The 21,907-nt window shown below is 69.2% G+C and carries 18 protein-coding genes; 9 read left to right on the top strand and 9 right to left on the bottom strand.

Annotated features, from left to right (window positions below):
* The first annotated feature begins 15 nt into the window (after window positions 1–15).
* A complete protein-coding gene (locus ACX938_RS03705; RefSeq protein WP_459430026.1) occupies window positions 16–789 on the top strand; it encodes a transglutaminase-like domain-containing protein in 774 nt (257 codons plus the stop codon).
* Window positions 790–824: 35 nt separating this feature from the next.
* On the opposite strand, the gene ispG is transcribed toward ACX938_RS03705, so the two are convergent.
* The 3 genes from ispG to hemA form a co-directional block, all read right to left on the bottom strand.
* On the bottom strand, window positions 825–1,967 hold the full coding sequence (gene ispG, locus ACX938_RS03700; protein WP_459430025.1) for a flavodoxin-dependent (E)-4-hydroxy-3-methylbut-2-enyl-diphosphate synthase: 1,143 nt from the start codon (window positions 1,965–1,967) through the stop codon (window positions 825–827).
* A 93-nt stretch (window positions 1,968–2,060) separates the two neighbouring features.
* Window positions 2,061–3,344, bottom strand: coding sequence for a helix-turn-helix domain-containing protein (locus ACX938_RS03695; protein WP_370635007.1), 1,284 nt, complete (start codon window positions 3,342–3,344; stop codon window positions 2,061–2,063).
* Window positions 3,345–3,517: 173 nt separating this feature from the next.
* Window positions 3,518–4,741 (bottom strand): 5-aminolevulinate synthase, encoded by a 1,224-nt coding sequence (gene hemA / locus ACX938_RS03690; RefSeq protein WP_459430024.1) that lies wholly within the window; start codon window positions 4,739–4,741, stop codon window positions 3,518–3,520.
* A gap of 347 nt (window positions 4,742–5,088) precedes the next feature.
* On the opposite strand from hemA, the gene ACX938_RS03685 reads away from it, so the two are divergent.
* Window positions 5,089–6,468 carry a dipeptidase gene (locus ACX938_RS03685; protein WP_232755377.1) on the top strand — a complete coding sequence of 460 codons (1,380 nt, stop codon included), beginning with the start codon at window positions 5,089–5,091 and terminating at the stop codon, window positions 6,466–6,468.
* A gap of 166 nt (window positions 6,469–6,634) precedes the next feature.
* Window positions 6,635–7,168 (top strand): hypothetical protein, encoded by a 534-nt coding sequence (locus tag ACX938_RS03680; RefSeq protein ID WP_459430023.1) that lies wholly within the window; start codon window positions 6,635–6,637, stop codon window positions 7,166–7,168.
* A 168-nt stretch (window positions 7,169–7,336) separates the two neighbouring features.
* Here the strand turns inward: ACX938_RS03680 and ACX938_RS03675 are convergent, their stop codons facing one another.
* From ACX938_RS03675 to choW, 3 genes are all read right to left on the bottom strand, one after another.
* Complete coding sequence (locus ACX938_RS03675; protein ID WP_459430022.1) at window positions 7,337–8,212, bottom strand: glycosyltransferase family protein; 876 nt, start codon at window positions 8,210–8,212, stop codon at window positions 7,337–7,339.
* A 61-nt stretch (window positions 8,213–8,273) separates the two neighbouring features.
* Window positions 8,274–9,305: a choline ABC transporter ATP-binding protein gene (gene choV, locus ACX938_RS03670; RefSeq protein WP_459430021.1), complete on the bottom strand. Its 1,032-nt coding sequence runs from the start codon at window positions 9,303–9,305 to the stop codon at window positions 8,274–8,276.
* Complete coding sequence (choW, locus tag ACX938_RS03665; protein WP_232755381.1) at window positions 9,302–10,141, bottom strand: choline ABC transporter permease subunit; 840 nt, start codon at window positions 10,139–10,141, stop codon at window positions 9,302–9,304. Before choW ends, choV begins: the two co-directional genes overlap by 4 nt.
* Before the next feature lie 107 nt (window positions 10,142–10,248).
* On the opposite strand from choW, the gene betI reads away from it, so the two are divergent.
* On the top strand, window positions 10,249–10,818 hold the full coding sequence (betI, locus tag ACX938_RS03660) for a choline-binding transcriptional repressor BetI (protein ID WP_232755382.1): 570 nt from the start codon (window positions 10,249–10,251) through the stop codon (window positions 10,816–10,818).
* Between the two features lie 154 nt (window positions 10,819–10,972).
* Here betI and ACX938_RS03655 read toward each other — a convergent pair whose 3' ends face one another.
* On the bottom strand, window positions 10,973–11,725 hold the full coding sequence (locus tag ACX938_RS03655) for an RlmE family RNA methyltransferase (protein ID WP_459430020.1): 753 nt from the start codon (window positions 11,723–11,725) through the stop codon (window positions 10,973–10,975).
* 85 nt (window positions 11,726–11,810) lie between these two features.
* Window positions 11,811–12,923 carry a Ppx/GppA phosphatase family protein gene (locus ACX938_RS03650; RefSeq protein WP_232755384.1) on the bottom strand — a complete coding sequence of 371 codons (1,113 nt, stop codon included), beginning with the start codon at window positions 12,921–12,923 and terminating at the stop codon, window positions 11,811–11,813.
* Between the two features lie 182 nt (window positions 12,924–13,105).
* Here ACX938_RS03650 and ACX938_RS03645 point away from each other — a divergent pair, with 182 nt between their 5' ends.
* The 5 genes from ACX938_RS03645 (at window position 13,106) to ACX938_RS03625 (ending at window position 17,895) form a co-directional block, all read left to right on the top strand.
* Window positions 13,106–14,026 (top strand): hypothetical protein, encoded by a 921-nt coding sequence (locus tag ACX938_RS03645; RefSeq protein WP_459430019.1) that lies wholly within the window; start codon window positions 13,106–13,108, stop codon window positions 14,024–14,026.
* An 871-nt stretch (window positions 14,027–14,897) separates the two neighbouring features.
* Window positions 14,898–15,194 carry a virulence factor gene (locus ACX938_RS03640; RefSeq protein ID WP_459430018.1) on the top strand — a complete coding sequence of 99 codons (297 nt, stop codon included), beginning with the start codon at window positions 14,898–14,900 and terminating at the stop codon, window positions 15,192–15,194.
* Between the two features lie 31 nt (window positions 15,195–15,225).
* Complete coding sequence (locus ACX938_RS03635) at window positions 15,226–16,158, top strand: methylenetetrahydrofolate reductase (protein ID WP_459430017.1); 933 nt, start codon at window positions 15,226–15,228, stop codon at window positions 16,156–16,158.
* Window positions 16,159–16,180: 22 nt separating this feature from the next.
* Window positions 16,181–16,852: an HAD family hydrolase gene (locus ACX938_RS03630; protein ID WP_459430016.1), complete on the top strand. Its 672-nt coding sequence runs from the start codon at window positions 16,181–16,183 to the stop codon at window positions 16,850–16,852.
* A complete protein-coding gene (locus tag ACX938_RS03625) occupies window positions 16,849–17,895 on the top strand; it encodes a methyltetrahydrofolate cobalamin methyltransferase (protein ID WP_459430015.1) in 1,047 nt (348 codons plus the stop codon). Before ACX938_RS03630 ends, ACX938_RS03625 begins: the two co-directional genes overlap by 4 nt.
* Window positions 17,896–18,378: 483 nt before the next feature.
* Here ACX938_RS03625 and mfd read toward each other — a convergent pair whose 3' ends face one another.
* A complete protein-coding gene (gene mfd / locus ACX938_RS03620; protein WP_459430014.1) occupies window positions 18,379–21,876 on the bottom strand; it encodes a transcription-repair coupling factor in 3,498 nt (1,165 codons plus the stop codon).
* Between the last annotated feature and the right edge of the window lie 31 nt (window positions 21,877–21,907).

Here is a 21,907-nt window from a genome sequence, read left to right as displayed (position 1 = left end):
GGCCCCGGAGGCTCGATGACCCTGAAGATCGACGTCACGCTCGATTACGCGCTTGATGCGCCCACCGACTGCCTGGTGCAGATCAATGCCGCCGCCCTGCACGACCAGGGCATCCGCGAGGAACAGCTGACCACGCATGGCGCCCAGGCGCGGATCAACCCCGCCGAGGACGAGATCGGCCTGCGGCTCTGGTTCCACGAGGCCGAGGCGCTGACGCTCGACTACACCGCCGAGGTGGCGATCGACCGCGAGGTCGCGGACGTGGCGAGCCTGCGCTCGGACAGCCCGGCGGACCTGCCGCGCGACGTTGTGAAATACCTCCTGCCCTCGCGCTACTGCCCCTCGGACAAGTTCATGAGCTACCTCTCGACCGCCTTCCCGGGGCTCGGCGGCGGCGCGCTGGTGGTCGAGATCGAGGAGTTCGTGCGCCGGAACTTCGCCTATGTGCCCGGCGCCTCGGGGCCCGAAACCTCGGCGCTCGAGACCTTCGTGACCCGCCAGGGGGTCTGCCGCGACTTCGCGCATATGCTGGTCACGCTGGCGCGCGCGGGCACCATCCCGGCGCGGGTGGTGAGCTGCTACGGGCTGAACGTGACGCCGCAGGATTTCCACCTGGTGGCCGAGGTCTTCCTCGAGGGGCGCTGGCACATGGTCGATCCGACCGGCATGTGCCGCCCCGACCAGATCGCCCGGATCTGCGTCGGCCGCGACGCCACCGACGTGGCCTTCCTGACAAGCTACGGCCCCGCCACGCTGATGCGGCAGAGCGTCATGGTCTCGGAACTCTGAGGCGCAGCGCGGGCCTCGCAAAGGCCCGCCCCCGCTCACTCGGCCGGTTCGGCCTCTTCGGGGCGCTCGGCCTCGCCGCGCTCGATCGCCTCGGCGCGTTTCTCGACCTCTTCGACGATATGGTCGATCATCTGGTCGTTGGACATCTTGTGGCTGGCCTTGCCCGCCAGGTAGACCATGCCCGAGCCCGCGCCGCCGCCGGTGAAGCCGACGTCGGTCATCAGCGCCTCGCCCGGCCCGTTCACCACGCAGCCGATGATCGAGAGCGACATCGGCGTCTTGATATGGGCCAGCCGGTCTTCCAGCGTCTCGACGGTCTTGATCACGTCGAAGCCCTGCCGCGCGCAGGAGGGGCAGGAGATGATGTTCACGCCCCGATGCCGCAGGCCCAGCGATTTCAGGATCTCGTAGCCGACGCGCACCTCCTCGACCGGATCGGCCGAGAGCGAGACGCGCAGCGTGTCGCCGATGCCCATCCAGAGGAGGTTGCCGAGGCCGATCGAGCTCTTGATCGTGCCGGACATCAGCCCGCCCGCCTCGGTGATCCCGAGGTGAATGGGCGCGTCGGTCTGTTCGGCCAGCTGCTGGTAGGCGGCGGCGGCCATGAAGACATCCGAGGCCTTGCAGGAAATCTTGAACTCGTGAAAGTCGTTGTCCTGCAGCACCTTGATGTGGTCGAGCCCGGATTCGACCATGGCGTCGGGACAGGGCTCGCCGTATTTCTCCAGGAGGTGGCGTTCCAGCGAGCCGGCGTTGACGCCGATGCGCATGGAGCAGCCGTGATCGCGGGCGGCCTGGATGACCTCGCGGACGCGGTCCTGGCTGCCGATGTTGCCGGGGTTGATGCGCAGGCAGGCGGCACCGGCCTCGGCGGCCTCGATCCCGCGGCGGTAGTGGAAGTGGATGTCGGCCACGATCGGCACCGGGCTTTCGCGGCAGATCTCCTTCATCGCCTTGGCCGACGCCTCGTCGGGCACCGAGACCCGCACGATGTCGGCGCCGGCCTCGGCCGAGGCCTCGATCTGCGCCAGCGTCGCCTTGACGTCGGTCGTGGCGGTGTTGGTCATGGTCTGCACCGAGATCGGCGCATCGCCCCCGACCGGCACCGATCCGACGTGGATCTGGCGGGACTTGCGGCGGTAGATGTTGCGCCAGGGACGGACGTGGTTGAGGCTCATCGCCTGCTCCTTTCACCCGTGCGCCGCGCAGCTGCCGCGGCACCTCTTCAGGATCTAGCTAGTAGGCTGGCGCAGGGCTTGCAAGCCGCGCGGTCACTCCGCCTCGGGAGTGGTGGCGGCGCCCGAGATGTTCAGCTCGGCCACGACCCGGGCGAGATCCGCGTCGGTGTCGATCTCGGCGACCTGGTAGGTCGAAGACAGGTTGTCGACCGAAAGCGCCAGGTCCGAGGTGACCGAACCGCGCGGGCCGACGGGGCCGTAGGTGCGGCCCTGCATGGCGAAATAGACCGCGCCGGACTCGCCCACCCGCAGGGTCGGCGGCTCCTCGGTGCGCGGCACCTCGAAGGTGTCGCCGGCGTTCATGATCGCCTCGTAGATCACCGTGCCGTCGGCCGAGCGGACCCGCACCCAGGCGGGACGCACGGCCAGCATGGTGACGCCGGGGCCCGCCGCCTCGAGGACCTGCGGGCTTTGCGGGGCGGCATCGGCGGCTTCCGCCGCGACGCCGAGCGCCTCGGCCAGGGCGCCCTCGACGCCCGAGGTGGCGGTGTCGCGCTGGGTGCCGAGCGCCGCGAAGTCACGCGGCGCGCTGTCCGGCGTCTCGCCGCGCGGCAGGCTGCGGCGGTCGGCCTCGGCGAAGGCGCCGACGCTGGCGGGATCGAGCGTGGAGATCGGCGCGTCGCGGGCCACCAGCACCGGCACGTCCAGCGCCTGAGGGCGGTAAAGGCGATCGAGCGCCTCGGAGGAGGGCGGCGTGAAGACGCCCGCGCCCCCGGCATCGGCGGTCTCAGTGCCCTCGGCGGGCTCCGCGGTCGCGGCCTCCACGGGGTCGAGATCGGACAGCACCACAGGCGTCTGGTCGACCGGCGTCAGCCGCACGCGCTGCACTTCCTGCAGCACGCTCCAGCCGCCGTAGCCAAGCCCGCCCACCAGCGCCAGCAGCACCAGCGTGGAGCCGATGGCCCCCGGCTCGATCCGGCTCAGGAAACTGTCGCCGGTCGGCGCGAAGGAGATCCGCGGGTCGGCGAAGGGATCGCGGTCGCCCGAGACCGGCTCGGCCACCACGTCGCGCTTCTTCTTCACCGTCGAGGCGGCATCGGACATGCCGTGGGCGGTGGCGAAGCCGCTTTCGGTGCAGAACTGGGCGTAGGCTTCGTCCGGGTCGAGCCCGAGGTAGCGCGAGTAGGAGCGCACGTAGCCGGCGATGAAACCCGGGGTGTCGAAGGCGGTGGGGTCGCAATTCTCGATCGCGGCGATGTAATTCGCCTTGATCCGCAGCTCGCGTTCCACGTCGAGCAGCGATTTCCCCATGGTCGCGCGTTCGCCGCGCATTACATCTCCGAGGCGCACCTCGAAGTCGTCGTAGCTTTGCGGCACGACCGGGGGGTGTTCTTCATCAATTCGGGATTTGCGCCCGATCATGGCATCTGCCCCACTCTTCCCATGAGCCACCCGGCTGTCCGGTCCGGGAGACTATGCCACGATTCGTGTCGCGGCGTTATTTCCCGTCGTTATACCACAAAGCAACGGGAAACTAAGACTTTTGGGGATCAGGCACTCAGGTCGGCACGATTCAGCGCACAATGCGACCACAGCTCGTCCATGGCGCGGACGAGGTGATCGATCTCGCGCGGGCCATGCACCGGCGAGGGCGTGAAGCGCAGCCGCTCGGTGCCGCGCGGCACGGTCGGGAAGTTGATCGGCTGCACGTAGATCCCGTAACCCTCAAGAAGCATGTCGGAAAGCTTCTTGGTGTGCACCGGGTCGCCGACGATCACCGGCACGATATGGCTGCCGTGATCGATGATCGGCAGGCCCATGCCCTTGAGCCGGGTCTTCAGGATCGCCGCCTGGGTCTGGTGCCGCTCGCGCAGCGCCTGGTCCTGTTTCAAATGCGCAACAGAGGCCGCGGCGCCCGCCGCCACCGCCGGCGGCAACGAGGTGGTGAAGATGAAGCCCGGCGCATAGGAGCGGATCGCGTCGCACATCTTGGCCGAGGCCGCGATATAGCCGCCCATGACGCCGTAAGCCTTGGCCAGCGTGCCGTTGATGATGTCGATCCGGTGGGCCAGGCCATCGCGCTCGGTCACGCCGCCGCCGCGCGGGCCATACATGCCCACGGCATGGACCTCGTCGATATAGGTCAGCGCGCCGAACTCGTCGGCGAGGTCGCAGATCGCCTCGATCGGGCCGAAATCGCCGTCCATCGAATAGACCGACTCGAAGGCGATGAGCTTCGGCGCCGCCGGGTCGTCGGCCTCGAGAAGCGCGCGCAGGTGTTCGACGTCGTTGTGACGGAAGATGCGCTTGGCCCCGCCGTTGCGGCGCACGCCCTCGATCATCGAGGCGTGGTTCAGCTCGTCGGAATAGATGATCAGCCCGGGAAAGAGCTTCGGCAGCGTCGAGAGCGTGGCGTCATTGGCGATATAGGCGGAGGTGAAGAGCAGCGCCGCCTCCTTGCCGTGCAGATCCGCCAGCTCGGCCTCGAGCCGCTTGTGGTAGACCGTGGTGCCCGAGATGTTGCGCGTCCCGCCCGAGCCCGCGCCGGTGGCGTCGATGGCCTCATGCATGGCGGACAGGACCACGGGATGCTGGCCCATGCCCAGATAGTCGTTGCCGCACCAGACGGTGATCGGCGTCTCCTGCCCGTCGGGCCGGGTCCAGGTGGCGTGCGGGAACTGGCCCTGGCGGCGCTCGATGTCGATGAAGGTGCGGTACCGGCCTTCGTCGTGAAGGCGGTCGATCGCTTGGGTCAGTTGCGCGCCGTAGTCCACGCCGTGTCTCCTTCTCAGGGCGGGCCGGGCCCGCCGCGTCGCCGGTTTCGGTTCACTAAAGCGCGGATCCGCGCAAGACAACCGCTCCCGACCGCGACCGAGGGGCGCAGCCTGCCCCCTTCATATGGCCGCCCGCGGCCTTTGGGAAAACCCGCGTTCCGATCGGAAACAAATGGGTCCGTAGAAGCCGCAGCCCATCATTTCGCCCGAAACCGCCCCGGGGCAAGCCCGCGCGTGCCTGTCGCGACCATTTGGCAGGCGCCCGCGGGCGCCCCGGGGTCGCTCTGGACACCGCCTGCCCGGCTGATACCGTCGCGCCAAATCCGAACAGGAAAGGCCCTCTCCCCATGTCTCTCGACGCCGTTCTCTCTCGTATCGACCAGGATCTCGACGCCGCGCTCGACCGGCTCTTCGACCTTCTGCGGGTGCAATCGATCTCGACCGATCCGGCCTACAAGGCCGAATGCACCAAGGCCGCCGACTGGCTGGTCGAGGACCTGCGTTCCATGGGCATCGCCGCCGAGAAGCGCGAGACGCCGGGCCATCCGATGGTTGTCGCCCATGTCGACGGGCCGGGGCCGCACCTTCTGTTCTACGGCCATTACGACGTGCAGCCGGTCGATCCGCTGGAGCTCTGGCACCGCGACCCCTTCGATCCCGCCATCGAGGAGACCGAGGACGGCCGCGTCATCCGCGCCCGGGGCGCTTCGGACGACAAGGGCCAGCTGATGACCTTTGTCGAGGCCTGCCGCGCCTATATCGCCGAGAACGGCGCCCTGCCCTGCAAGATCACCTTCTTCTTCGAGGGCGAGGAGGAATCCGGCTCGCCCTCGCTGGTGCCCTTCATGAAAGAGCACGCCGAGGAGCTGAAGGCCGATGTGGCGCTGATCTGTGACACCACCATGGCCGCGCCCGGCCTGCCCTCCATCGCCACCCAGCTGCGCGGCATGCTGAAGGAGGAGTTCACCCTCAAGGGCCCGAAGATGGACCTGCATTCGGGGCTTTACGGCGGCCCGGCGCTGAACCCCCTGCGCGAGATCTCCAAGCTCGTCGCCAGCTTCCACGACGAAAGCGGCGCGGTCGCGGTCGAGGGCTTCTACGACGGCGTGCCCGAGCTCTCCGACGAGCTGCGCGCGCAATGGGCCAACGCGGGCTTCGACGAGGGCAGCTTCTTGGGCCGCATCGGCATGAGCCGGGCGCATGGCGAAGAGGCCTTTTCGGCGATGGAGCAGGTCTGGGCCCGCCCGACGCTCGAGGTCAACGGCATGTGGGGCGGCTACACCGGCGCGGGCACCAAGACGGTGATCCCCGCCGAGGCGCATTGCAAGCTGACCTGCCGGCTCGTCGGCGACCAGGACCCGGCGGCGGTGCGCCAGGCGCTGCGCGCCCATGTCGAGGCGCGGCTGCCGACCGATTCCGAGGTCGTCTGGGAAGGCTCGCTCGACGGGGCCAAGGCCTCCGTCATGGACATCACCCGGCCCGAGTTCGAGAAGGCCCGCGGCGCGCTGAGCGCGGAATGGGACCGCGAGGCGGTCTTCGCGGGCATGGGCGGCTCGATCCCGATCGCGGGGTATTTCTCCTCGATCCTGGGCATGGAGAGCATGCTGATCGGCTTCGCCAAGGATGACGACGCGATCCATTCCCCGAACGAGAAATACGACGTGCAGAGCTTCCACAAGGGCATCCGCAGCTGGGCGCGCATCCTCGAGGCGCTGGGGCAAAGCTGAGGGCGTCGAGCCCTGGCGCGGACGTGAAGGCGGCGCGCCAGGGCGCTGATCTTGCATGACAAATCACCCTCGGGCCTTGTGTGGCCCGGGGCGTCCCCCTACCGCCTCCACGCGAGCGCCGCCGGTGCTCCTTCTTTGCGCCACATTCTTTGGCGGTAATCGCCGGATGCAGAGGCGTTTCCGAAAACTCGACCAGGCGGATTTCCGGGCCCGCGTGACGCGGCTCGATCCGCATTACGCGCGCCACGGCGTGTCCCGCGCCCGGCCCCGGTCGAAGAGCGAGAGGCCGCTCCTTTGGGCCATGCTGGGCTTCAGCCTGAGCCTCTGCCTGACCGCGCTGGTGCAGAACCGCGCGGCGATCTCCGAGAGCCTGGCGCAGGGCAGCCTCGGCGCAGACCACCGGCTCTGGCTTCTGGGCGGGGTCACGGCGCTGGCGATCTACGGCATCCTGCGGCTGGCGGCGTTTGCGCTGCAGTGCCTCTTTGCCAAGCCCGCCCGCCGCGGCGCGCCGGGCGGGCTCGTCGTCGGGGCGCTCGGGGCGCTCCTGGTCCTGCAGGTGCCGAGCGAGACCTACCGCGCGGGCCTCGCGCTTCTCGGCGCCGAGGGTGACCGCATCGCCCGCGACGCCTCGCGCGGCGCGCAGGAGCGGCTGAACATCGACGCGGCGGAGCTGCGCTTCGTCTCGCGCACCATCGAGTAAGGGGTGAGAGACGGGCGGGTCGACGTGGAGAGATCGACGCCGAACCAGCAACTCATGAGCTTTCAGCGCCACTGAAAGAGTGGCGCTCATCTCATTGAAATTAATCGGATAAGTGTCGCAAAGCGCGGCATCCAAAAGACCGCCACCCACCCCCGACGCGCCCGCCTCTCAGATCACCCCGAAGAACCGTTCCGGCAGCTGATACTGCACCCCGTAGTCCTTCCGGTCGAACTGCCAGAACCCGGTCTCCCCGCGCGGCGCCCAGCTTTCCTGCATCTCGCGGCGCAGCCAGTCCAGCTCGAAGCCCGAACGCTCCTCGAGCAGCCGGAAGCTCTCGAAGACGACGCGGTCCTCGCCGCGCGCCTCGGCGAACCAGTGCCGTCCGATCGAGGTCTCCTTCACGCCCACGCCGATCTCCTCGACCACCGCGTTGCGGCGATCCATGGCGCGGACATACTGGCCGAAGTCGCAGAATTTCAGGTGGAAGAGATAGAGCCCCTCGGGCGTGTTGAGGTTTTCGGCCTTGGCGTAATGCCCGCCCCGCGACAGCTGCGCGGGCCGGCCCAGGACGCAAGGTTTGGAGTGATAGGGCAGAAGCTTCACGTGCCGGCGCGGGCCGAGGACATGGTCGCCCACCGGCGCCTCTTCGCGGTCGATCCGGTGGATCACGTCGAGCCCGATGGGCGTGTAGACCCGCGGCCGCCGCTTGGTCGCGAGCCAACCCAGCAGGTCCTGCCCCATCGCAGGGTCCATCACGACCAGCTCGTCGACATCGCCCACGACGACATGGGCGTAATAGCCCAGGAGCCCCGCCACCATGCCGTTCAGGAGCCGCCAGCGCTTGCGCTCGAACATCGGGTCGGCCTGGCCCGGCAGGCCGATGACGTTGCAGCCCGCCGCCATCTCGGCGACCTCCGCGCCGCGCCCGTGGTTGACCACGTAGCAGTTTTCCCGCCCGAAGAGCCCGCCGTAATAGCGCAGCCATTTGTCGAGGAAGAAGGTGTCGTCCCGCACCATGGTCAGGGCGGCGGCATGGGTCTGCATCTCTGCTCGGGCCTCCTTCGCGGGGTCTGAGGCCCGAGCTTAGCCCCGGCGGCGCGCGGCGTCAGCCCTCCGCGCGCGGATCGAGGAGCCGTTTCAACAGCCCGGTCTCGCTGACCTGGCCGAGAAGCGCGCCGCCCTCTTCGACGCCGACCGGCGCATCGGCCTCGGCGCAGCGGCGCATGACGTCGGCCACATGCATGTCGGCGGGCACGCGGACCTCGCAGGCACCCTCGGCGGGCTCCATGACGTCGCGGGCGGTCAGCACGCCGAGCGGGTTCATATGGGCGACGAACTCGGCCACGTAGTCGTTGGCGGGCTTGGAGTAGATCTCCTGCGGGCGCCCGCATTGCACGATCCGGCCGCCTTCCATGATGGCGATGCGGTTGCCGATCTTGAAGGCCTCGTCGAGGTCGTGGGAGACGAAAATGATCGTGCGCTTGAGCTCGCGCTGCAGCTCCAGCAGCTCGTCCTGCAGCTTGTTGCGGATCAACGGATCCAGCGCCGAGAAGGGCTCGTCCATGAGCAGGATCGGCGCGTCGGTCACAAAGGCCCGCGCCAGGCCCACGCGCTGCTGCATGCCGCCCGAAAGGTCGCCGACCTTGCGGTCGCCCCAGCCGTCGAGCCCGACGAGCCCAAGCTGCCGGTCGGCCTTCTCGAGCCGCTCGTCCTTGCTGAGCCCGCCCAGCTCCAGGCCAAGCGCCACGTTCTCGCGCACCGTGCGCCAGGGCAGCAGGCCGAACTGCTGGAAGACCATGGCGACACGGTTGAGCCGCATCCGGCGCAGCTCGGCCGCGGGCGCATGGGTCACATCGACCATGCCGCCGCCGTCGCTGACCTCGACCTTGCCGCGCACCACCGGGTTCAGCCCGTTGATCGCGCGCAGGAGCGTGGACTTGCCCGAGCCGGAAAGGCCCATGAGCACCAGGATCTCGCCCTCTTCCACGTCGATGGAGCAATCGTGCACGCCCAGCACCTGGCCGGTCTCGCGCTGGATCTCGGGGCGGTCCTTGCCGGCGTCCATCATCGGCAGGGCGGTTTCTGGTTCGTCCCCGAAGACGATGGAGACATTGTCGATCTTCACGGCATGGGTCATTTGCGGTCTCCCATGTTGAGGATGCGGTCAAGCATGATGGCCACGACGACGATGACGAAGCCGGATTCAAAGCCGAGCGAGGTGTTCACCTGGTTCAGCGCGCGCACCACCGGCACGCCCAGCCCGTCAGCGCCCACTAGCGCGGCGATCACCACCATCGAGAGCGACAGCATGATGGTCTGGTTCAGCCCCGCCATGATCTGCGGAAAGGCCGAGGGCATCTCGACCTTCCAGAGCAGCTGGCGCGGGGTGGCGCCGAAGGCGGTCGCCGCCTCCTTGAGCGCGGTCGGCGTCGAGGAGATGCCCAGGTAGGTCAGCCGGATCGGCGCGGGCACCACGAAGATCACCGTGGCGATCAGCCCCGGCACCATGCCGATGCCGAAGAAGACGATCGCCGGGATCAGGTAGACGAAGGTCGGCAGCGTCTGCATCAGGTCGAGGATCGGGCGCAGCGCGGTGTAAAGCTTCGGTCGATGCGCCGCGGCAATGCCGATCGGCACGCCGACGCCCATGCAGACCACGCAGGCCGAAAGGATCAGCGTCAGGCTCTCGAGCGTCTCGGTCCAGTAGTCCTGGTTCAGCACGAAGAGGAAACCCAGCGCCACGAAGAGGCAGATCTTCCAGTTGCGCTGCAGCACCCAGGTGATCGCCACGAAGGCGGCGATGACCACGAAGGGATGCGGGGTCTCCAGGGTCCAGAGGATCCCGTCGATCATCATCTCCATGAGCCAGGAGAGCGCATCGAGCAGGAATCCCAGGTTGCTGCGGATCCAGTCGAACACCGCCTCGGCGGTGTCCCCTACGGGTATCTTGTAATCGGTCAGCGTCTCGAGCATCGCGGGGCGCTCCTGGTTACTGGCGTATTGTTGATTGACGGGTCAATTAATCACGCTTTATGCTTTCATTGCAACCGGAGTCTGGCTCAAAGGGAATATCCACCCGGATGACCAAGGAAATTCGACGCCGCGCCGACCTGATCGAAGCCACCCTGCGCGAGATCGGCGCGGAAGGCACGCTCAATGTCACCGTGGGCAAGATCGCCCGCCGCGCCGGGGTCTCTCCCGGGCTGGCCTTCCATTACTTCGGCGACAAGGAGCAGCTCTTCCTCGCCGCGATGCGGGCGATCCTGCGCGCCTTCCACGGCCAGGTGGTCGCGGCGCTGCACGAGGCCGAGGGCCCCGCCGCCCGGCTCGAGGCGATCCTGCGCGCGAGCTTCGCGCCCAGCCATTTCGAGGATGGCGCGGTGGCGGCCTGGCTGAACTTCTATGTGCTGGCGCAGACCTCGCCCGAGGCGCAGCGGCTGCTGGCGCTTTATCACCGGCGGTTCCATTCCAACTTGGTGCACGACCTGCGCCCGCTGGTCGGCTCCGAGCGCGCCCATGGCGCCGCCGAGCGCATCGCCGGGCTGGTCGACGGGCTTTACCTGCGCTTCGCGCTCGACCGCAACGCCGTCGATCCCGCGCCCGCCATCGCCCAGGTGCTGGCCGCGCTCGAGGCCGAGATCGCGGCCTGAGGCGCGGCGTTCCGGGCCAGCGTTTTCAGTAAGGTTGGGTTCGGTCACCGCGTCGGATCGGTCCGCGCGAAGAGGCGCTCCGCGCTCGAGTCAGGCCGGTCCGCACGCAGCAGCACCCCGCCCCCGCGTCGGACCAGCCCGCGCGCGGCGGAGCTCAGTCCTCCGCGCCCTCTTCGGCGGGCGCGCCGCGGCGCGGGCGATAGCCCGTCGCCACCACGAATTTCTCCGAGGAATCGCTGCGCGAGGCCGGCGGCTTGACGTTGGCGACCTTGGTGAAGCGCTGCTTCAGCAGCGTCTGCAGCTCGGTCTCCGCCCCGCCGGCCAGCACCTTGGCCACGAAGGTGCCGCCCTCTTCCAGCACGTCGAAGGCGAACTCCGCCGCCGCCTCGCAAAGCGCCACGATGCGCAAATGGTCGGTCTGCTTGTGCCCCGAGGAGGAGGCCGCCATGTCCGACATGACCACATCCGCGGCCCCGCCGAGCCAGTCCTTCACCTTGGCGTCGGCGTCGTCCTCGAGGAAGTCGAGCTGGTGGATCTCGGCGCCGGGGATCGGCTCGACCTCCTGCAGGTCGACGCCCAAGACCCGGCCCTGGGCCTTGCCCGGCTTCTCGTTCAGCGCGTTGACCCGGCGCACCGCGACCTGGCACCAGCCGCCGGGGGCACAGCCCAGGTCCACGACCCGCGCACCAGGCACGAGGAAGCGGTATTTCTCGTCCAGTTCGAGGATCTTGAAGGCGGCGCGGCCGCGGTAGCCCTCGGCCTTGGCGCGCTTCACGTAAGGGTCGTTGAGCTGGCGCTGCAGCCAGCGCGTCGAGGAGAGCTTGCGCCCGCGCGCGGTCTTGACCTTGGTCTTCAGCTCGCGCTGCCCCCGGCCCGAGCTTTTCCGGTCTCCGATCTTCTTCGCCATGGTCCAAGTCTTCCCGTCTGCCAGCCTCGCGCGAGGGGCCTAGGCCGCGCGCCCCGCAGCCCGCGCCTTCGCACGGCGCCGCGGTTCAGTAAAGCGCGTCCTCGAGCACGCCGTCGGCCGACATCTGCGCGTAGAGCAGCCCCTCGCGCAAGCCCCGGTCGGCCACCGAGAGCCGATCGGTCGGCCAGCAGCGCAGGAGCGCCTGCAGGATCGCCGCGCCCGACATGATCAGCGCGTGCCGGTCCTGGCCGATGCGCGGATCGCGGCGGCGGCCCTCGGGGCCCATGGCCAGGTAGTTCTGGATCACCGCCTCGATCTGGTCGGAACTCATGCGCAGCCCGTCGACCTTGGTGCGGTCGTAGCGCTTGAGCCCGAGGTGCGAGGCCGCGACCGTGGTCACCGTGCCGCTGGTGCCGACGATCTGGAAACCCTCGCGCGCCTGTTCGTCCTTGTAGGGCGCGAACTCGGCGAGGTTCTCCTCGAAGTACCAGGACATGAGCGCGTAGCGCGCGGCGTCGTCCTCGACGTCCGAGAACTGGTCGCGCAGCGTCGCGACGCCCAGAGGCACCGAGATCCAGTCGACCACCTTGGCCGCCGGAAAGGGGCTCTCGGGGGCGTGGAAGCCCGCGTGCAGCCGCATGATCGCCCGCGGCCGGTCGCGCTTCGGCACCGAAGAGAGGTCGATCCAGACCAGCTCGGTCGAGCCGCCACCGATGTCCACGACCAGGAGCTGCTCGGTCCGGGTCGAGACCAGGGGCGCGCAGGAGATCACCGCCAGCCGGGCCTCTTCCTCGGGCTGGATGATCTCGAGCGAGAGGCCGCTTTCGCGCTTCACCCGGCGGATGAAGTCGCGCGCATTGGCGGCGCGGCGGCAGGCTTCGGTCGCCACCAGCCGCATGCGCTGGACATTGTGCCGCTTGATCTTCTGCTGGCAGACCCTGAGGGCCGCGACGGTGCGGCCCATGGAGCCGCGCGACAGCCGGCCCGTCCGCTCGAGCCCGTAGCCCAGCTGCACGGAGCGGGAAAAGCTGTCGACCACATGGAACTGACTGCCCTTGGGCTGGGCGATCAGCATACGGCAACTGTTTGTGCCCAAATCCAGCGCGGCATACAGCTCGCCTGGATCCGGGCCTTCTGGCGCGGGGCTCTCGACCGGTTGCAGGAAAGCGCCCGCACCTTTGGGACGCTCTGGCGCCATGTTCATGCGCCTTTCCGGATTTCAACTTGAGCCCACGATACGCATTTGGGCAAGGCTCGGCAACACGGATCTGGGTCGCCGGGCGGCCCGCCCGAGGGCCCGCGCATGGCGCGAAAACGCTTGCCGTGCGGGGATTTGGCGGGGATCATCGCGGGAATTTGAGCAAGAGCGGACCCGCGCCCATGCAGATTACCCTGCCCCCCGAGGGGCTCTACCTGCATCTCGGGGCGCATCGCACCGGGACCGGCTCCTTCCAGGAGTTCCTGGCCTCGAACGAGGACGCCTTCGCCGACATGGGGATCAATCTCGCGGTGGCCAATCGCGACGGCTTGAGCCCGGGCTCGCTGCGCCTGCGCCTGCCCGACGCGCGCCACTTCCGGCGCGGGGAATTGGAGGAGCGGGCGGTCCTGCGCGACGAGGCGCTTTCCGAGGCGCGGGTGAACCGCCGCGCGCGGACGCTGATCTCCGAGGAGAACATCCCCGGCAGTTTCAACGCGATCTTCGCCGATGCCCCCTACCGCGCGGCGCGCGAGCGCATGGGGTTTCTGAAGGCGGCGCTCGCGCGCCCGGTGCGCCGGGTGGTCTTCGTGACGCGCAGCTACGACAGCTTCTACCCCTCGGCCTACCGCAAGCGCTGCGAGTTCCGGAAGATCGCGCCGTTTTCCGACTATGCGCCGCGGTTCCTGGCCGCAGAGCGCGGCTGGCCCGAGCTTATCGCCGACATCCAGGCGGCACTGGCTTCCGAAAGCCTGGTGGTGCTGCGCTACGAGGACCGGCCCGATCACGCGGGGCTCCTGCGGGCGCTGATGCCCGAGCTGTCCCAAGAGGGGCTCACGCCGCTGGCCCGGCGCTACAACGTCTCGGCCAGCGATGCCGCCTGCCACGCGATCCAGGCGGGTTTTGCCGCCGATCCCGGCCAGACGGCCCGCCAGGTCCGGGCGCTGATCCGCGCGCACGCCGAGGACCGGAGCGCGCCACCCATCGCCGCCTTCACCCCCGAGGAGGTCGGTGTGCTGCGCGAGCGCTACAGCCGCGACCTCGAGGTCGTCGCCGCCATGCCCGGCGTGCGCCTGGTCACCGCGCCGCAGCCCGCGGCGGGGTGAGTGGTGGAAAGGTCAGGGCTGGGGCCGAGTGTGGTCCGCCACCCCAAGGAGCGCCGGCCCATCGGTCCGCTCCGGCTTGCGCCAGGCACCTTCGATGCTGTTCGGGCGCAAGAGGCACGGGCTCCACCGAACCGCATCGAGCCAAGCGATTGATTCAAAAATCACGGCTGCAAACGCTACGCTGCGCCCCTCTCCACCAGCCCCACCAGAGGGCGCGCGCCGGACCGGGGGCCGGCGCTGCTGCCCTCCGAGCGAGGCGCTTAATCCAGGCAAGGTCAGAACTAGGGGCCTGCTATGCGCGCCACTCGAAGGAGCGCCGGCCCATCGGGCCGGTCCGGCGCGCGCCCGGCATCTTCGATGCTATTCGGGCGCAAGAGGCGCGGGCTGAACCGAGCGGCAATGAACCAAGCGTTCGATCCTAAGACCACGGTTGCAATGCTGCCCCCCACCCTCTCCACCCATCCCACCAGAGGGCGCGCGCCGGACCGGGGGCCGGCGCTGCCGACCTCTGAGCGAGGCGCTTTATCCCAATAAGGTCAGGGCTAACGATGATCTACGCGCACCACCCACAGGAGCGCCGGCCCAAGGGGCCGGTCCGGCGCACGCCAGGCATCTTCGATGCTGTTCGGGCGCAAGAGGCGCGGGGTGAGCCGACCCACACAAGACCAACCGCCGCAACACCACCACCCCACCCCACAACATGAGCCCGGCTCACCAAGACGGTGAGCCTTTTTCCGATCCCCGCCTGTGGCACTCCGCGCCCGCGCCGCTATGCTGCAAGAGGTCGCCCAGTGACCGCCGAGGGTCGAAAATCGACCCTGACGGCGCGCGCTTTCTCGATATGGCTCGACCACCACGGAAGGAACGGCTCATGCCCGACGTCACCATCGTCTATTGGCGCGATATCCCCGCCCAGGTCATCGTCGGCCGGGGCCGCCGCGCCGAGAAACGCCCCCTCGCGGAGCGTTTCGAACAGGCGATCGACCGCGCGGCGATGAAATCCGGCGCGGCCGAGACCGACGCCTATCTCGCCGAATGGCGCAAGGGCACGCCCTACCCCGTGGATGGCAGCCCCGCCGAGGCCGCCGCGGCAGAGGCCGCGCGACTCGAGGCGGAATACGATCAGCCGCGTCTGAAGGCGCTGATCGACAATCATGGCCGGGATTAGAAACCCGGTCCGGCGCGCGACGGAGGTCCTCATGGCGCTTCTTCCCTTCCGCAAGACCAAGACCCCGGCCCCCGGCCCCGAGCGCGGCGCGCTCGCCGCCTTCATGGCCGGCCATTCCATCGAGGTCATGCCCCGCACCGCCGCCAAGATCGCGGACTTCCGCGCGCTCCTGGCGCCCGGCACCCGCGTCTACATCGCCCATATCGACGGCACGCCGATCGAGGAGATGGTCGAGACCGCCCGCCGCCTCGCCGCCGAGGGCTTCGAGGTCATGCCGCATTTCCCCGCCCGGATCATCCCCGACCGCGCCACGCTTCAAGACTGGATCGCCCGCTACCAGGGCGAGGCGGGCGTCACCCAGGGGCTGATCCTCGCCGGCGGCGTCGCCACGCCGAAAGGCGCCTTCGACAGCTCCATGCAACTTCTGGAGACCGGGCTCTTCGACGCGGCGGGCTTCACCCGGCTGCATGTCGCCGGCCACCCCGAGGGCAACCGCGACATCGACCCTGATGGCGGCGAGCGCCTGGTTATGGACGCCGCGCGCTGGAAACAGGACTTCTCCGAGCGCAGCGACGCGCAGATGGCGCTGGTCACCCAGTTCGCCTTCGAGGCCCAGCCGATCATCGACTGGACCGAGCGGCTCGCCGCCGAGCGCATCCGCCTGCCGGTGCATGTCGGCCTCGCCGGGCCCGCGAAGCTGCAGACGCTGATCCGCTTCGCGGTGGCCTGCGGCGTCGGCCCCTCGCTCCGGGTCTTGCAGAAGCGCGCCATGGATGTGACCAAGCTGGTGCTGCCCTATACGCCCGACGAGGTCGCCCGCGCGCTGGCAGCGCACAAGGCGGCCCATCCCGAAAGCCTCATCGAGGCGGCGCATCTCTTCCCGCTCGGCGGGATCGGCCCGAGCGCCGACTGGCTGCGCGACCTCGAGACCACGGCCCGGGCCCGCGCCCGCGGCGGGTCGTGACGCGCCCCTGACCGGAGACCCGATGCCCGCCCTTCTCTTCGACCTCGACGGCACCCTCCTGGAGACCGATCCGATCCATATGGCGGTGTTCCGCGACATGATGGGATCGCGCGGGCTCGCGGTCGACGAGGCCTTCTACATGCGCCACGTGCACGGACGGCTGAACGTCGACTTCTTCGCGGAGTTCCTGCCCGACGAGCCCGACCCGCAGGCCCTAAGCGACGCCAAGGAGGCCGAGTTCCGCCGCCGCCTGCCGAAGCCCTATCCCGCCATGCCCGGCGCCAAGGCGCTGATCGCCCGGGCCCGGGACGAAGGCTGGGGCCTGGGCGTGGTGACCAATGCCAACCGGCTCAACGCCGAGGCCATGCTGGAGGCGACGGGCCTTTCAGATGCCGTCGACACGCTGGTGATCGGCGAGGAATGCGCCCGCGGCAAACCCGACCCCCTGCCCTACCAGGAGGCCATGCGCCGCCTCGGCGTCACCCCGAACCACGCCATGGCCTTCGAGGACAGCCCCTCGGGCACCCGCGCGGCCCGCGCCTCGGGGGCGCTGACCCTGGGCATCCGCTCGAGCCTCACCGACGCCGCGCTGCGCCAGGCCGGCGCGCATCTGACGCTGGCGGATTTCACCGATCCCGCGCTCGAGCCCGCGCTCGCGCGCCTCACCCATCCCAAAGGAGCTTTTGCCACATGACCCGGACCATCCTGGAGTCGCAGACCAAGACCGCGATCATCGGGTTCGACGAGCCGTTCTGCGTGATCGGCGAGAGGATCAACCCCACCGGCCGCAAGAAGCTGGCCGCCGAGCTCGAGGCCGGCGATTTCTCGACCGTGGAGAAGGACGCGCTCGCCCAGGTCGCCGCCGGGGCCACGGTGCTCGATGTGAACGCCGGGGTGGTCTACAACTCCAACCCAAACCCCAACGAGACCGAGCCGCCGCTGATGCGCAAGATGATCGAGCTGGTGCAGGGGCTGGTGGACGTGCCGCTCTGCATCGACAGCTCGGTGCCGGGCGCCCTCGAGACCGGGCTCTCGGTGGCCCATGGCCGCCCGCTGGTCAATTCGGTCACCGGCGAGGAGGAGCGCCTCGAGGAGATCCTGCCGCTGGTGAAGAAATACAACGTGCCGGTGGTGGCGATCTCCAACGACGACACCGGCATCTCCGAGGACCCCGAGGTGCGCTTCGCGGTGGCCAAGAAGATCGTCGAACGCGCGGCGGACTACGGCATCCCGGCGCATGACATCGTGGTCGACCCGCTGGTCATGCCGGTCGGCGCCATGGCGACCGCCGGGCTGCAGGTCTTCGAGCTGGTGCGCAAGCTGCGCAGCGAGCTCGGCGTGAACACCACCTGCGGGGCCTCGAACATCTCCTTCGGGCTGCCGAACCGCCACGGCATCAACAACGCCTTCCTGCCCATGGCCATCGCCTCGGGCATGACCTCGGCGATCATGAACCCCGTGGCCCTGCCGGTGCCCGCCTCGAAGATCGCCGAGAAGCGCGCCGAGGTCGAGGCCGCCGGCGTCACCCTGCCCGAGGGCATGGACGACGAGACCTTCTGCCAGCTCTTCGGGCTTGGCTCGACCAAGGCCCGGCCGGGCAAGGAGATGGAGGCGATCCGCGCGGCCAACTTCCTGACCGACAACGACGCCTCGGGCGCGGCCTGGATCCAGTTCAACCGCCCCGCGGGCGCGGGCGGCGAAGCGGGCGGCGGCCGCCGCCGGCGCCGCCGCGCCTGAGCCGCGCGGGGCGCGCCTGGCGCGGGCTTATTGCGGGCTTGGCGCGGGTTTTGCCTGCTGGACATTTGATGAGACGGTGCGGGCGCCTTCGGACGCCCGCGGCATGTCTGGCCCTCGGCGCGCTTTGCGCGCTTCGGACGGGGTAGAGGGCGCTGCCCTCTCTTGGCGGCTTCGCCGCCAATTCACTCCCGAGGTATTTTTGCCAAGTTGAAGCAGGGGGGTGGTGCGAGGGGGCCTTGGGCTGGGCTGTGGGGGATTGGCTGCGGGAGCCTTGGGAGGAGAAGGGCGGTGCGTCGGGGCCGGGGCTTGGTGGTGCGGATGGGGCGGGACTGGGTGCCGCACTTTAACACTACGCAGGTTAAACAGGCCGAGGGTGGTGCGCTGTTGGCGCGCGTGGGGGCGTCGCGCACCGGACGGACGTGCGGCGGTAGCGGCGGGGATAGACCGCAGTAGTGGCCGCAGCGCCGGCCACTGGCGCGCGGCTTATTCCGCGGCGCTGCGCTTCTTCTCTTTCCGGGCCTTCTTCGCGGCAACGGCTTTTTCGGCCAGGTCGCGGGCGATGGCGAAGGCGCCCTGGATCTTGTCCTTGTCGCTCTTCCAGTCGCGGCGCACCACAATCTTGTTGTCCTTGACCTTGGCCAGGCCCTTCTGCGCCTTGAGATAGGCCACCAAGCCCTCGGGGTCGGCGAACTTGTCGTTGTGGAACTGCACCGTCGCGCCCTTGGGGCCGCCGTCGAGCTTGGCGATGCCGGCCTTCTTGCACATCGCCTTGATGCGCACGATCAGCAGGAGCGTGTTGACCTCTTTCGGCAGCTTGCCGAAGCGATCGATCAGCTCGGCGGCGAAGCCCTCGAGCTCGACCTTGGTGGTCAGCGAGGAGAGCCTCCGGTAGAGACCCAGCCGCACGTCGAGATCGGGCACATAGGCCTCGGGGATCATCACCGAGACGCCGAGGTTGATCTGCGGCGACCACTGCTCGTCCATGTCGCTGATGCCCTCGACCTCGCCGGAGCGGATCTTGGCGATCGCCTCCTCGAGCATCGACTGGTAGAGCTCGTAGCCCACGTCGCGCATCTGGCCGGACTGCTCCTCGCCGAGGAGGTTGCCGGCGCCGCGGATGTCGAGGTCCTGGCTGGCGAGCGAAAAGCCCGCGCCCAGGGTGTCGAGCGAGGAGAGGACGCGCAGGCGCTTCTCGGCGGTGGCGGTCAGCCGGGCGCGCGGCTTGGTGGTCAGATAGGCATAGGCGCGCGCCTTGGAGCGGCCGACCCGGCCGCGGATCTGGTAGAGCTGCGAGAGGCCGAACATGTCGGCGCGATGCACCACCATGGTGTTGGCGGTGGGGATGTCGAGGCCGGATTCCACGATGGTCGTGGCCAGCAGCACGTCGTATTTGCCGTCGTAGAAGGCGTTCATCTTGTCGTCGAGCTCGCCCGCGGGCATCTGGCCATGGGCCACCACGAAGGACAGTTCGGGCAGCTGCACGCGCAGGAATTCCTCGATCTCGGGCAGGTCCTTGATGCGCGGGCAGACGTAGAAGCTTTGCCCGCCGCGGTAGTGCTCGCGCAGGAGTGCCTCGCGGATGGTGACCGCGTCGAACTCCGAGACATAGGTGCGGATCGAGAGCCGGTCGACCGGCGGCGTGCCGATGATCGACAGGTCCCGCACGCCCGAGAGCGAGAGCTGCAGCGTGCGCGGGATCGGCGTGGCGGTCAGGGTCAGCACGTGCACATCGGTGCGCAGCGCCTTCAGGCGTTCCTTGTGGGAGACCCCGAAGTGCTGTTCCTCGTCGACGATCAACAGGCCGAGGTTCTGGAACTTCACGTTTTTCGACAGGAGCGCATGGGTGCCGATGACGATGTCGACGGTGCCCCTGGTCAGCCCCTCGCGGGTCTTCTGCGCCTCCTTGGTGGAGACGAAGCGCGACAGGGCGCGGACCTCGAGCGGGAAGCCGCGGAAGCGTTCGGCGAAGCTCTGGTAGTGCTGGCGGGCAAGCAGCGTCGTGGGTGCGATAACCGCCACCTGGACGCCGGACATCGCCGCGATGAAGGCCGCGCGCAGCGCCACCTCGGTCTTGCCGAAGCCCACGTCGCCGCAGATCAGCCGGTCCATCGGGTGGCCGCTGGTCATGTCGGTCAGCACATCCTCGATGGCGCGCAGCTGGTCGTCGGTCTCGTGGTAGGGGAAGCGCGCGAGGAAGGCGTCCCAGGCGCCCGTCGGCGGATCGAGCACCGGTGCCGTGCGCAGCGCGCGTTCGGCGGCGATGCGGATCAGCCGGTCCGCCATCTCCTTGATGCGTTCCTTGAGCCGCGCCTTCTTGGCCTGCCAGGCGCCGCCGCCGAGCTTGTCGAGGAGCCCCTCCTCGTGGCCGTAGCGCGACAGGAGCTCGATGTTCTCCACCGGCAGGTAGAGCCGCGCGCCCTCGGCGTATTCCAGCGTCAGGCATTCATGCGCGGCGCCCGCGACGGTGATCACCTCCATGCCCTGGAAGCGGCCGATGCCATGATCGACATGCACCACCAGGTCGCCCGGCGTGAGCGACTGCGCCTCGGTCAGGAAGTTCTCGGCGCGGCGCTTCTTCTTGGGGGCGCGGATCAGCCGGTCGCCGAGCACGTCCTGTTCGGAGATGACGGTGATATGGCCTTTGCCCTCGGGGCCCCAGGGGCCCTCGAAGCCATGCTCCAGCGCCCAGACCGCGAGGTGCAACCCGCGCTTGCCGATCCGCGTGCCGTCGCCGATCGGGATCGCCTCGGCCAAGCCCTCGTCCTCGATCAGGCCCGTGAGGCGCTCGCGGGCGCCCTCGGAATAGGAGGCGATGACCACCGGGCCCGCCTCGAGCTTGGCGGTGACGTGATGGGCGAGGCTGCCGAAGAGGCTGACGCTTTCCTGCTGGCGCTCGGGGGCGAAGTTGCGCCCGAGCCGCCCGCCGGCATCGGCGGTATGGGGCCCGGAGGCCTGCGGCAGGGGCGAGAACTGCACCCGTCGGCGGCCCGCGACGGTGGCGTCCCAGCCGGCCTCGTCGAGGTAGAGCAGCTCGGGCGGGGCCGGCTTGTAGACGCTGTCGATGCGGGATTTCTCCTGCATGGCCAGGCGCTGGGTCTCGTATTGGTCGGCGATCTGGTCCCAGCGGGCGATCCGGGCCGGGGCGCTCTGGTCGTCGAGAAGGACCGGCGCGCCGGGCAGGAAGTCGAAGAGCGTCTCGAGGCGCTCGTGGAAGAAGGGCAGCCAGTGTTCGATACCCTGGTGCTTGCGCCCGGCGCTGACCGCCTCGTAGAGCGGATCGTCGGTGCCCGCGGCGCCGAACTCGATACGGTAGTTCTGCCGGAAGCGGGTCACCGCGGCCTCGTCGAGGATCACCTCGGAGACCGGGGCAAACTCCACGACCGAGAGCTTCTCGGTGGTGCGCTGGCTCGCCGGGTCGAAGCGCCGCGCGCCGTCGAGCACGTCGCCGAAGAGATCGAGCCGGACCGGCCCGCCCTCGCCCGGGGGGAAGACGTCGATGATGCCGCCGCGGATCGCGTAGTCGCCGGGCTCCATGACCGTGGGTGCCTGGGAGAAACCCATGCGCACCAGGAAGGCGCGCAGGGCCTCCTCGTCGATGCGCTGGCCGACCTCGGCGGTGAAGGCGGCCTCGCGCAGGACCTCGCGGGCGGGCAGCCGCTGGGTCGCGGCGTTGAGCGTGGTCAGAAGCACGAAGCGCTCGGGCGCGCCATGCACCAGGGTCGCCAGCGTCGCCATGCGGGCGGCGGAGATATCGGCGTTGGGCGATACCCGGTCGTATGGCAGGCAGTCCCAGGCCGGGAAGGAGATCACCGGCATCTCGGGCGCGAAGAAGGCCAGGGCGTCGGCCATGCGCTGAAGCCGCTTGTCGTCGCGCGCCACGAAGATGACCGGCCCTTCGGCCCGGGTGATCTCGCGCAGGACCAGGGTCGCGTCGAAGCCCTCGGGCGCGCCGCCGGTCAGGATGTCTCTGTCGCCTGCCATGGCGGGCACATGGCGCGCGATGCGGCCCGCG

It is taken from the genome of Roseivivax sp. (genome assembly GCF_054552075.1).
This window is presented reverse-complemented; position numbering and strand designations above follow the sequence as displayed.

Bases quoted from the DNA above. Each gene is read 5' to 3' on its own strand.
- choV (WP_459430021.1), bottom strand. From the start codon at position 9,305: ATGACCCATGCCGTGAAGATCGACAATGTCTCCATCGTCTTCGGGGAC.
- ispG (WP_459430025.1), bottom strand. From the start codon at position 1,967: ATGAGCCTCAACCACGTCCGTCCCTGGCGCAACATCTACCGCCGCAAG.
- ACX938_RS03680 (WP_459430023.1), top strand. From the start codon at position 6,635: ATGCAGAGGCGTTTCCGAAAACTCGACCAGGCGGATTTCCGGGCCCGC.
- ACX938_RS03655 (WP_459430020.1), bottom strand. From the start codon at position 11,725: ATGGCGAAGAAGATCGGAGACCGGAAAAGCTCGGGCCGGGGGCAGCGC.
- ACX938_RS03635 (WP_459430017.1), top strand. From the start codon at position 15,226: ATGGCGCTTCTTCCCTTCCGCAAGACCAAGACCCCGGCCCCCGGCCCC.
- choW (WP_232755381.1), bottom strand. From the start codon at position 10,141: ATGCTCGAGACGCTGACCGATTACAAGATACCCGTAGGGGACACCGCC.
- ACX938_RS03630 (WP_459430016.1), top strand. From the start codon at position 16,181: ATGCCCGCCCTTCTCTTCGACCTCGACGGCACCCTCCTGGAGACCGAT.
- ACX938_RS03650 (WP_232755384.1), bottom strand. From the start codon at position 12,923: ATGGCGCCAGAGCGTCCCAAAGGTGCGGGCGCTTTCCTGCAACCGGTC.
- mfd (WP_459430014.1), bottom strand. From the start codon at position 21,876: ATGGCAGGCGACAGAGACATCCTGACCGGCGGCGCGCCCGAGGGCTTC.
- betI (WP_232755382.1), top strand. From the start codon at position 10,249: ATGACCAAGGAAATTCGACGCCGCGCCGACCTGATCGAAGCCACCCTG.
- ACX938_RS03685 (WP_232755377.1), top strand. From the start codon at position 5,089: ATGTCTCTCGACGCCGTTCTCTCTCGTATCGACCAGGATCTCGACGCC.
- ACX938_RS03645 (WP_459430019.1), top strand. From the start codon at position 13,106: ATGCAGATTACCCTGCCCCCCGAGGGGCTCTACCTGCATCTCGGGGCG.
- ACX938_RS03705 (WP_459430026.1), top strand. From the start codon at position 16: ATGACCCTGAAGATCGACGTCACGCTCGATTACGCGCTTGATGCGCCC.
- ACX938_RS03625 (WP_459430015.1), top strand. From the start codon at position 16,849: ATGACCCGGACCATCCTGGAGTCGCAGACCAAGACCGCGATCATCGGG.
- ACX938_RS03675 (WP_459430022.1), bottom strand. From the start codon at position 8,212: ATGCAGACCCATGCCGCCGCCCTGACCATGGTGCGGGACGACACCTTC.
- ACX938_RS03640 (WP_459430018.1), top strand. From the start codon at position 14,898: ATGCCCGACGTCACCATCGTCTATTGGCGCGATATCCCCGCCCAGGTC.